Origin of the sequence: Streptomyces sp. NPDC060209 (genome assembly GCF_042728155.1) — a bacterium.
GTDB lineage: Bacteria > Actinomycetota > Actinomycetes > Streptomycetales > Streptomycetaceae > Streptomyces.
Genome location: NZ_JBHWZS010000094.1, coordinates 17045 through 27699, shown reverse-complemented (window position 1 = coordinate 27699; position 10655 = coordinate 17045). Strand labels below are relative to the sequence as shown.

11 protein-coding genes are annotated in these 10655 nt (G+C 71.0%); 9 read left to right on the top strand and 2 right to left on the bottom strand.

What is annotated here, in order from left to right; genetic code table 11:
* Positions 1–318: 318 nt before the first annotated feature.
* Together ACFWFI_RS19570 and ACFWFI_RS19565 are read left to right on the top strand one after the other, a co-directional pair.
* Positions 319–1587 (top strand): MFS transporter, encoded by a 1269-nt coding sequence (locus ACFWFI_RS19570; protein WP_387391584.1) that lies wholly within the window; start codon positions 319–321, stop codon positions 1585–1587.
* A gap of 70 nt (positions 1588–1657) precedes the next feature.
* Entirely contained in the window at positions 1658–2209 is a 552-nt protein-coding gene (locus ACFWFI_RS19565; protein WP_387391582.1) for a type III secretion system chaperone family protein, read from the top strand.
* Between the two features lie 540 nt (positions 2210–2749).
* On the opposite strand, the gene ACFWFI_RS19560 is transcribed toward ACFWFI_RS19565, so the two are convergent.
* On the bottom strand, positions 2750–3340 hold the full coding sequence (locus ACFWFI_RS19560; protein WP_387391579.1) for a hypothetical protein: 591 nt from the start codon (positions 3338–3340) through the stop codon (positions 2750–2752).
* A gap of 255 nt (positions 3341–3595) precedes the next feature.
* Here ACFWFI_RS19560 and ACFWFI_RS19555 point away from each other — a divergent pair, with 255 nt between their 5' ends.
* Positions 3596–3820, top strand: coding sequence for a hypothetical protein (locus ACFWFI_RS19555; RefSeq protein ID WP_387391576.1), 225 nt, complete (start codon positions 3596–3598; stop codon positions 3818–3820).
* Between the two features lie 217 nt (positions 3821–4037).
* On the opposite strand, the gene ACFWFI_RS19550 is transcribed toward ACFWFI_RS19555, so the two are convergent.
* A complete protein-coding gene (locus tag ACFWFI_RS19550) occupies positions 4038–5222 on the bottom strand; it encodes a pyridoxal phosphate-dependent aminotransferase (RefSeq protein WP_387391573.1) in 1185 nt (394 codons plus the stop codon).
* 124 nt (positions 5223–5346) lie between these two features.
* Here ACFWFI_RS19550 and ACFWFI_RS19545 point away from each other — a divergent pair, with 124 nt between their 5' ends.
* The 6 genes from ACFWFI_RS19545 (at position 5347) to pyrE (ending at position 10553) form a co-directional block, all read left to right on the top strand.
* The gene (locus tag ACFWFI_RS19545; RefSeq protein ID WP_387391570.1) at positions 5347–5634 is read left to right on the top strand and encodes a hypothetical protein; all 288 of its coding nucleotides are present in this window, start codon (positions 5347–5349) and stop codon (positions 5632–5634) included.
* Positions 5635–5946: 312 nt separating this feature from the next.
* A complete protein-coding gene (locus tag ACFWFI_RS19540; protein WP_387391567.1) occupies positions 5947–6468 on the top strand; it encodes a DUF2617 family protein in 522 nt (173 codons plus the stop codon).
* Between the two features lie 119 nt (positions 6469–6587).
* A complete protein-coding gene (locus ACFWFI_RS19535) occupies positions 6588–8186 on the top strand; it encodes a polyamine aminopropyltransferase (protein ID WP_387391564.1) in 1599 nt (532 codons plus the stop codon).
* A gap of 84 nt (positions 8187–8270) precedes the next feature.
* Positions 8271–9158, top strand: coding sequence for an SRPBCC domain-containing protein (locus ACFWFI_RS19530; RefSeq protein ID WP_387391561.1), 888 nt, complete (start codon positions 8271–8273; stop codon positions 9156–9158).
* A gap of 30 nt (positions 9159–9188) precedes the next feature.
* Positions 9189–9983 carry an aldose epimerase family protein gene (locus ACFWFI_RS19525; RefSeq protein WP_387391558.1) on the top strand — a complete coding sequence of 265 codons (795 nt, stop codon included), beginning with the start codon at positions 9189–9191 and terminating at the stop codon, positions 9981–9983.
* Between the two features lie 30 nt (positions 9984–10013).
* Entirely contained in the window at positions 10014–10553 is a 540-nt protein-coding gene (pyrE, locus tag ACFWFI_RS19520) for an orotate phosphoribosyltransferase (protein WP_387391555.1), read from the top strand.
* Positions 10554–10655 lie beyond the last annotated feature (102 nt).

Here is a 10655-nt window from a genome sequence, read left to right as displayed (position 1 = left end):
GGCCGAGGACCTCTGGTCCCGGCCGGGGACACATGTGTGTGCGGATCCGTACGCATTGATGTGTGCATTCAGCACGCACCGTCGGCGGGCGCCCACGAAATCGAGCCGAAAATTTCCTTTCCGTGGCCGAATGGCAGGTGCGATACGGTCCGGACCGTCGTTTTTTGTACCGGGCCGATACATATCTGCACACGTGACCGGAGCGGGAGTGACGGTTGTGCGAGTGATCGTGTTCCCCGCAATATCGGGACACTCCGGGCCCTTTTCTTTTGCGGTGGGGGCGGCTGTGCCGAATTGGGAAACCGGTAAGGTGCGTGCATGACGGAGCGGATACCCGGTGAGGCGAGTGCGGAGCCGAAGGATTGCAGAAGTGACAGTCTCATTCGCCTGAGCGAATTTCGTACCCTGTGGGCTGCTTATGCTCAGTCGGTGCTGGGCGACCAGTTGGCGCGGGTGGCGCTTTCCCTGCTGGTGTTCGAGCGCACCGAGTCGGCCGGCTGGACCGCGGCGACCTACGCCCTGACGAGTCTGCCCGCCCTGCTGTCCGGGGTGCTGCTCTCCGGCCTCGCCGACCGTTTCCCCAGGCGCACGGTCATGATCGGGTGCGACCTCGTACGCGCCGTCCTCGTCGGACTGATGGCCCTGCCCGGTACGCCCTTGCCGCTGCTGGCCGGGCTGCTGGTGCTGGCACAGCTCGCCGAGGCTCCGTTCGGGGCGTCGCAGGGCTCCCTGATGCCGGCCGTCCTGGGAGAGCGCCTGTACGAGCAGGGGCAGCGGGTCATGATGATCACCCACCAGGCCGGACAGCTGGTCGGCTTCGCCGCCGGCGGGGTGCTCGTCGTGTGGCTGGGCAGCCACGTCTCCCTGGGGCTGAACGCGCTGACGTTCCTGATCTCCGCGGCCCTGATCAGGCTGGGTGTGAAGGCGCGGCCGGTGGACAGGGACGCCGAATCGGCGCCGAAGCGGATGCACACCCAGGTGGGGAAGGCCGCCGCGCTGATCTGGTCGGACCCCAGGCTGCGGTCGCTGGTGGCGCTCGGCTGGCTGGCCGGGTTCATCGTGCTGCCGGAGGGGCTGGCCGCTCCCTTCGCGGAGGAGGCCGGCGGGAGCGCCGCGTCGGTGGGGCTCCTGCTCGCAGCGCATCCCGCCGGAATGGTGCTGGGAGCGGCGCTCCTGGGGCGGCCGGGCTTCGACGTGGAACGGCGCCGCAGGCTGCTCGGGCCGCTGGCGGTGGGCGCGAACCTTCCGCTGGTCGTCTACTGGGCCGGCCCCGGCGTAGGGGTGGCCCTGCTGGTGCTGCTGGTGTCGGGCATCTGCTCCGCCTACCAGATCACCGCGGGGGCGACCTTCGTCCTGCTCACCCCGGCCGACCAACGCGGCCAGGCACTGGGACTGGCCAGGTCGGGGCTGACCGCCATGCAGGGCATCGGTGTCGCCGCGGGCGGCCTGGCGGCGGAGCTGTCCGGGTCCTCGTCCCAGACGATCGGAGGGGCCGGACTCGTAGGCACGCTCTGCGCGGTCCTGGTCGCGGTTTCCTGGTCGCGGGCCAGGGGAACGAGCGCGGGGACGATTCCCCTGAGCGCGTAGGACTACCGGCCGCGATCGCGGCTAGGGTCGAAGCCAGGAAACCACGTGCGATCCACAGGAGTACCCAGCGATGTCTATCGACCCGTCCTCGATCCCCAACTTCGGGGGCCAGCCCGAACCGCAGGCGTCGGGACCCGAGGGTCCCGTAGTCCCCGACCAGGACCTCGTCAAGCAGCTTCTCGAGCAGATGGAGCTGAAGTTCGTCGTCGACGACGAGGGCGACCTCGCCGCGCCGTGGGAAGACTTCCGGACGTACTTCATGTTCCGCGGCGAGGAGGAGCAGCAGGTCTTCTCGGTCCGGACCTTCTACGACCGCCCCCACGCCCTGGACCAGCGCCCCGTTCTGCTCGACGCGATCGACGACTGGAACCGCCGCACCCTGTGGCCCAAGGTCTACACGCACGCCCATGAGGGCGAGGAGGGCGCCGCGTCCTCCGTACGGCTGGTCGGTGAGGCGCAGATGCTCATCGGTACCGGTGTCAGCCTGGAGCACTTCGTCTCCTCGACGGTCAGCTGGGTGCGGGCCTCGATCGAGTTCGACAAGTGGCTCGTGGAGCGCCTGGGCCTGCAGCCCGCCGAGAAGAAGGACGAGGCCGAGGGCGGAGAGCCCACGGAGGCCTGATCCGGCGCCGACGCGGCAGCCCGGCCGGGGGCGGCGGTCATCATGACCGCAGCCACCGCGCTGGGCTTCTTCCTGTCCGGGCGGCGCCGGCCCGGACAGGAGGGGGTGCCCCGGCCGGAGAGGCGGTCGATCTCCGGGTGCAGCGCGTCCGGGCGTATTACGTGAATGGCACATGGTGAACAGCCCCGAATGGTCACTTCCGGGCGAAGCGTCATCCGTCCCGGCATCAAAGTCGGCGCGGCGCCGGAAGGTCCGGTGCGGGGACGGCGGTCCGCGATATGGATGCCGAAGCCGGACGGGAGAGCGGGAACCGCCGAATGGCTTCACATGTGCAGGACTGTTCTTCCGGAACGGAATTCAGGGATATCCCGGGACCAGTCGAAGCGAATGTGCCATCGCTGCCGATGGCGAGATCGAGAAATGCGACGCGGCGTTCCGACTTCGACGTGTACGGGCTGGAGACCTTGTGTGCGCGGGCGGGAAGGGGCGTCCACGGCGCACGGGACCCACGGACGGGGCCCGGCCCGGGACGGCGGCGGCTCAGCCCTTGACGGCCACGTGGTAGGCGGACGCCCACAGCGCCACAGCGGAACCCAGGCCCACCACGGCCCGCACGCTCTCGGCCGACAGGCCGGCTGCGATGAGGCCGAACCCGACGACCGCGACCACGCTCAGCAGTACGGCCGTGCCCTTGTACTGCCACTGGTCGTAGTAACGCGCGAGCGGAAAGAAGTGCAGGCCCACCACCAGCGCGATGGCGGCCGGGATGAACTCGGTGTGGCCCGAGGCGTTGGACGCCGCGATCACCGCGAAGACGGCGGCCACCTCGACGACGTTCACGATGCCGACCGCGCGCGCCCAGTTGGCCGGCAGATCCACCATGCGGGGCGATGGCGCCGAGCCCTTGCGGTAGGCGAGCACGATCGCGACCGCGGTGAGCAGCAGGGCGATGATCTCGATGGCCAGGGCCGCACCCGAGGACGCCAGTCCGGACGCGCCGGCGAAGGCCCAGATCACGGCGAACACCGACAGGACCAGAGTGCCCCGGCGGCGCAGGTTCCGGGTGAGCGCGACGCACTCGGAATCCGTGGCCGAAGGTGTGGAGGGCGTCGATGGCGTAGTGGGGATCATTGGCGGAGAATACAACGATCACCCCATCGCTTTGGCTGTTTTCGGTCAGGCCGTCCAGTTCGGGCCGCTGCTATCGCGAATCGATGGCATCCGCCACGTCGGAGTGAAGTGGAATTTCCCATTCCGTGATTTTTGGAGTGGTATCACGGCAGCGGTGACGTATGTAAGCTCCGGGCCTTCCGCTCTTCCCCGGAGATTTCGTTCGGGCAATAGTTGATTCACGCCTTCGATTTCACCTCGGAAGGCGCGAAAGGCGTGGGGTTCGACGCCCGGGAGCGCACCGCCGTGAGGCCGGACTCCGCCGGCCGCACCGCCGTGAGGCCGGACTCCGCCGGCCGCACCGCCGTGAGGCCGGACTCCGCCGGTCCGACGGGGTGCGCCTCCGCACCGCGGATGCCGGTGACACCGGCCTGGACCGCCCGGCACGTCGTGCCGGCCGCCCGCGCCCCCGAGGAACAGGGCGCCCGTGGCTCCAGTTGAGACGCGCGACGGAGTCACGCGCGTCGGGGCGCTGCCAAGTGGCGCGCGGCAGCCGGGCGGCGGGCCCGGTGGTGGGGGGAGGGTGCTGGTCATCGACGGCCCCGTCCGGATGCTGCCCGGGGCGCCGCGCACCCCATGCTCCCGTTCACGGCCCAGGGCGCGAATCAGGCGATCCAGGACGCGATGGACCTGGGCGTCCCGCCTCACGGAGCGGTGTTCACCTGGCTTCCCGCAGTCGGGACAGCCTTTCGATGGCTTCGCGCAACACGTCGGTGCGCTTGCAGAACGCGAAGCGCACGAAGGGCGCGCCCTGCTCGCGGTGGTCGTAGAAGACCGCGTTCGGGACGGCGACGACCCCGCAGCGGGCGGGGAGCGCCCGGCAGAAGGCGAAGCCGTCGCTCTCTTCGCCGAGCGGACGGATGTCGGTGGTGACGAAGTACGTCCCGGCGGGCTTGTACACCTCGAAGCCGGCCTCGGCGAGGCCCGCGCTCAGCAGGTCGCGCTTGGCACGCAGGTCCGCGCGCAGCCCGTCGAAATAGCTGTCGGGCAGCCGCAGGGCCTCGGCCACGGCGTACTGGAAGGGGCCGCCGGAGACGTACGTCAGGAACTGCTTGGCCGAGCGGACCGCGGTGACCAGTTCCGGGCTCGCGGTGATCCAGCCGATCTTCCAGCCCGTCAGCGAGAACGTCTTGCCGGCACTGCTGATGGTGACCGTGCGCTCCCGCATGCCGGGGAAGGACGCGACGGGGATGTGCTCGCCCTCGAAGACGAGGTGCTCGTAGACCTCGTCGGTGACGACGAGGAGGTCCCGTTCGCACGCGAGTGCGGCGACGGCCGCCAGCTCGTCCCGGGTCAGGACGGTGCCGGTCGGGTTGTGCGGCGTGTTGAGCAGGATCAGCCGGGTGCGGGGCGTGACGGCGGCGCGCAGCTCGTCGAGGTCGAGCCGGTAGGCGCCCTCGTGGGGCCGGAGCGTGACGGGGACACGGGTACCGCCGGCCATGGCGATGCAGGCGGCGTACGAGTCGTAGTACGGCTCCAGGGCGATGACCTCGTCGCCGGGCTCCAGGAGGGCCAGCAGGGAGGCGGCGACCGCTTCCGTGGCGCCCGTGGTGACCAGGACCTCGGAGTCGGGGTCGTACTCCAGTCCGTAGTGCCGCTGCTGGTGCTCCACGATCGCGGAGCGGAGCTCGGGGATGCCGGGGCCCGGTGGGTACTGGTTGCCGTGGCCGGCGCGCAGGGCGCGGACCGCGGCCTCGCGGATCTCCTCGGGGCCGTCGGTGTCGGGGAACCCCTGGCCGAGATTGATCGATCCGGTCTGCACGGCCAGCGCCGACATCTCCGCGAAGATCGTCGTGCCGAACTCGGTGAGGCGGCGGTTGAGAAGCGGTCGTCCCTGTGTCATGGGCGCCATCCTGTGCCGAAGCTCTGGAGTTGCTCAAGTCTGCTTTGGCTCCGGCGGGGCGCGGGAATCCAACGGTCAGTCGAGAAGCGGACCTCGCTTCGGGGGACAGAAGGATGTGAGGTCGATGGAGTTGTTCGTATTCATCGTGTTCCTGGTGCTCGTGGTGGTGGGGATCGCGGCCCTCGCCTCGGGATCGGGTGGCCGGAAGAAGCCGATGGCGGGGCGCGCGGGGCGCTCGGGACGCCGTAGCTCGGACAGCGGAGGGGGAAGCGGCTCCGGCGGGGGCAGCTGGTGGGCCGGCGACAGCGGTGGTGACTCCGGCGGGCACTCCGGCGGGCACTCCTGCGGGGGCGGCAGCAGCTGTGGCGGTGGTGGCGGCGGCGGAGGCTGCGGTGGCGGCGGCGGTAACTGAGACGGGCCCGCCCGTCGTGTGCGGGGGGCGGCACGGAAACGCCTGAGGTGTCCGGCGGGGGCGAACTCCCGCCGGACACCTTTTGGTTGGGCGTGCGGGGAACAGGTGAACCGTCCTGCCCCCTGAGGGATGGAAACCACGGCAAGTTGGGTAAAAACGCTGTGAGCGCGACGTACTTCGTGATTGCATCGATGTAGAGAACATTCAGCCCCCGGGCCCCAGTTGGGCCGGATCGGGCTCCCCCTCCCCCGTGTGTGCCGCTCGGGGGTGCCTCCTGTCCGTGTGTCCCTGTGCGTTTTGCGGAGCCGATCCATGCTCACGACCCTCCAGACCGCCTATTCCGATACCCGAGCTGCCGATCTGGCATGGACGCTCGGGCGGGAGCCGTTGCCCGCCCTCGCTGTTCTCGACCTCGAACTAGCTGGCGCAAAAGTGCAGTTGCGGCTGCTCGGCGCCTCTCACCAGGTGCTGCTGGAGGAGGACCGCCGTACGTGCTCCGAGACTGTCGCCTGTCTTCCGGGCAGCAGTACACCGCTGCCGCTGGGCGTCGCCGAGAGCCTGGGCGACTGGGACTACGAATTCGCCGCACGCGTCGAGACGCTCTCGGAGGGATCGTTCGCGGGCCGGGCGCAGGAGCTGCTCGCGCTCGTGGCCGATCATCCGCACGGACTGGCCGGGACTTTTCCCGGCAGCCCGTACGCCTTCACCGCGATGCTCGCGCAGCGGACGGAGGGCCAGGTGCGCTGGCGCACCTGGCACGCGTATCCGCAGGAGGGGCAGCTGGTGGTGACCCGGACGCGGGTGGGGGCGCGAGTTCCCGCAGCGATGTCGTGAGGGGAGTGCGCGGGCCCGTGCGGAGCGGTGTGCGGCAGGCCGGGCGCGCGTCCGGCGCGCGTCACTTACACCCGTGTGGGTGACAAGCGGCGACCTTTTCGTCACGTAGCGTTCGTTTCATGATCGACCAGCAGATGCCGCTGCGAGGGGGCGCGCCACCGCTTCCCGTGCGGCCGAGGACCGGCCGGTTCCTCGTGCTGGCCGTGGTCTTCATCTGTGCCGCGTGCGGCCTGGTGTACGAGCTGGAACTGGTCGCGCTGGCCTCGTACCTGATCGGTGATTCGGTCACGCAGGCCTCGGTCGTGCTCTCCGTGATGGTGTTCGCGATGGGCATCGGGTCGCTGCTCGCGAAACGTTTACGCACCCGCGCCGCCGTCGGGTTCGGGCTGCTCGAAGCCGCGCTCGCGCTCGTCGGCGGCTCTTCGGCGCTCGTCCTGTACGCGTCCTTCGCCTGGCTCGGGGAGTCGCGCTACGCGCTGGTCGGCTTCTCGCTCGCGATCGGGGTCCTGATCGGCGCGGAGATCCCGCTGCTGATGACGCTCATCCAGCGGTTCGACCGGCAGGACGCGGGTGGGGCGGTCGCTGACCTGTTCGCCGCCGACTACGTGGGCGCGCTGGTGGGCGGGCTCGCGTTCCCATTCCTGTTGCTGCCGATGACGGGTCAGCTGACCGGGACGCTGGTCACCGGCGCGGTCAACGCGGCGGCGGGCCTGGCGCTGGTGCTGTGGGTGTTCCGGCGCGACCTGAACCCGCGCACGCGCTGGCTGCTCGTCGTCGTCAACGGGGCGGTGATCGCCCTGCTGGCCACGGCATCCGTCCTGGTCGACGACTTCGAGCGGGCGGCGCGGCGTGCGGTGTACGGGGACGAGGTGCGGGTCGCCGTGCAGACGGATGTGCAGGAGATCGTCCTCACCGGTCCGGGACGCGGCTCGCTCGACCTCTATCTGGACGGCCGTCTCCGGGTCAGCTCCCGGGACGAGCACCGCTTCCACGAGGCGCTCGTCCACCCGGCGATGAAGGGGGCCCACCGGCGCGTGCTGATCCTGGGCGGGGGCGACGGACTGGCCGCCCGGGAGGTGCTGCGCTATCCGGATGTCACATCGGTCGTGGTGGTCGAGCTCGATCCGGCGGTCACCCGGTTGGCCCGCACGGACCCGGCGCTCTCCGGGCTCAACGGGCACGCGTACGAGGATCCCCGGCTGACGACGGTCGCCGGGGACGCGTTCACCTGGCTGCGGGCGGCCCACGACCGCTACGACGTGGTGATCTCGGACCTCCCCGACCCGGGGATCACGGCGAGCACGAAGCTCTACGCGGCCGAGTTCTACGGGCTGGTCGCCGGGGTGCTGGAGCCGGACGGCCGGCTGGTGGTGCACGCGGGGCCCCCGAGCAGCAGACCGACGACGTTCTGGACGGTGGAGGCGTCGGTGCGGGCGGGCGGCCTGGCGACCCGGCCGTACCGTGTCGACGGGCGCCTCACCGGGTTCGCGGCCGGACCGGACCGGGCCACGGACGGGGGGGATGCACCGCGGGACTGGGGATTCGTCCTGGGCGCCCGAAAGGCGGTGGGCCGGCTCGGCATGGACCCGGGGGCACCCGCCCTGCGGACGCTGGGGGAGCGGGAGCTTCTGGCCGGCTGGCGCGCCGTGGAGCGGGTTCGGCAGCCCGGGGCGCTGCCGTCGACTCTGGTCCACCCGCGGTACTGGGAGGAACCGTGAGCGCGGTGGGGCGGTGCGGTCCTCACGATGTGCGGGGTGCGGAAGCGCTGACGGGACGGCCGGGGCTGAGTAGGCTCGGGCGGTATGGAGCATGAGGTGTTCGTTCCGGTTCCGGTCTCGTCCCTGCGGCGGACGCTGGGTGATCCCGCCCGCGTCGCGCGCTGTGTGCCGGGACTCCAGCAGGATGCCGACGCGTCGGCGGCCCCGCTGGCGGGCCGGCTGAAATTCCGGGCCGACGGTCACACGATCACGTACCGCGGGGCGCTGACGCTGCGGCCCTCCGGTAATGGTGACTCCTTCTCCGTGACCGGGGAGGGAGTGGAAGCCCGGGGTGCGGGCTCGGCGAAGCTGGCGCTGACCGTCGGCCTCACGGAGACGGACGGCGGAACGACGATCCGGTTCACCGGTACGGCGAGTGGTGACGGCCGCATCGTGGACCTGGACGCGGACGCGGCGCTCGCTGCGGCGCAGCGGCTGCTGGACCGCTTCACGCAGCAGCTGGTGACGGAGTCCCTGGCGGCACGGGAAGGCGCTCCGGAGCCCGGGGCGCCGGAGTCCGATGCCGCGGAGCCGGCGGCGTCCGAGGCTGCGGCGGGGTCGGACGAGGCGCCGTCCCCCGATGCGTCTGCCGAGCCGCCGTCTGCCGAGCCGCCGTCTGCCGAGCCGCCGTCCGAGGACAAGGAGTCCGTGTTCGACGCGCCCGTGCCGCCGCCGTCGCTCGACCCGTCCGCGGAGCTGGAGTTCACCGTGCCGGACGAGCCGCCCGCCGAGGCCGCGCATGCCCGCCGCACCATGATCGGCCGCAGCACGGAGGAGGTCGATCACGCCCCGCCGCGCGGCCGGTACGCCCCCGTGCCGTCGCCGGAGGCGGGTGCCGCGGGCATCACGCTGCGCTGGGCCGCCCCGGCAGCCGCCCTGGCCATCGCCTCGGCCGTGGTGGTGGGCAGGGCCCTGCGGCGCAGGAGGCCGTAGGGAGCAGCCCCGCGCCAGTAGTGTCGGGGGGTGAGCAGAGTTGTGAAGAACGCCCGGCTGACCGCCGGCGACGTCGAATTGACCGTTGACCCCGTTCATGGCTGCCGGATCAGCAGCCTGCGGATCGGGGGAACCGAGCTGCTGCGCCAGGGCGAGCGGTACGGCTGCTTCCCCATGGTGCCGTGGTGCGGCCGCACCGAGAACGGCCTGTTCCGCAATGGCGGTGAGCAGCATCAGATGCCGCTGAACTCCCCGCCGCACGCCATCCACGGCACCGGCCGCGACACCTCCTGGAAGCAGGCCCGGCAGGGCGATTCGGAAGCGGCCTTCTTCTACGACCTGGCCGACCCGTGGCCGTACGAGGGCCGGGTGACGCAGTCCTTCGAGCTGACCGAGGAGTCGCTGACGCTGAGTCTCGGTATCGAGACGTACGGCGACTCCTTCCCGGCGCAGGCCGGGTGGCACCCCTGGTTCCTCCGGAACCTCGGCGGCCAGGACGTGCGGATCGCCTTCGACGCGCAGTGGCAGGAGGAGCGGGGCGACAACCACCTGCCGACCGGCCGCCGGATCGACCCCCTGCCCGGCCCCTGGGACGACTGCTTCGGGATGCCCGCGGGTGTCGACGTGAAGCTCACCTGGCCCGAACAGCTGGAGCTGACCGTCAAGAGCCGGGACGAGTGGGTGGTGATCTACGACGAGCAGGCGGAGGCGGTCTGTGTGGAGCCGCAGTCCGGGCCGCCGAACGGGCTGAACACCGCCCCCCGGCTCGTCACCCCGATCGAGCCCCTGGAGATCACGACGACCTGGAGCTGGGCACGGCTCTGACCCTCCGTGGCAGCCCTTACCCTCGTTGACATGACTGACGTACGCGCTGAGCTGCTCCAGCAGATCAAGGACAAGGCCGTGGTGCACGGCAAAGTGACCCTCTCCTCGGGTCTGGAAGCCGACTGGTACATCGACCTGCGCCGGATCACGCTGGACGGCAAGGCCGCGCCGCTGGTCGGCCAGGCGATGCTCGATGCCACCGCCGAGCTGGACTACGACTGTGTCGGCGGCCTGACGCTGGGCGCCGACCCGGTGGCCACCTCGATGCTGCACGCCTCGGCGGCGCGCGGCACGAGCCTGGACGCCTTCGTCGTCCGCAAGGCGCAGAAGGCCCACGGGATGCAGCGCCGCATCGAGGGCACGGACGTCAAGGGACGTCGCTGCCTCGTCGTCGAAGACACCTCGACGACCGGCGGCTCCCCGCTGACCGCGGTCGAAGCGGTGCGCGAGGCCGGCGGTGAGGTCGTGGCCGTCGCCGTGATCGTGGAGCGTGGCGCCGCCCCGGCGATCGCCGAGGCCGGTCTCCCGTATGTCCAGGTCTACTCCGCGGCTGACCTCGACCTGGCCTGACCTGGGGCTTCCTCGGAGTGCTCCCCCGTTGACGGGTAACGGGGTGCACAACTCCACGGGCCGCGTGGACCCCGCGCGAGAGTGTGGGGAGATAAGGGCGAC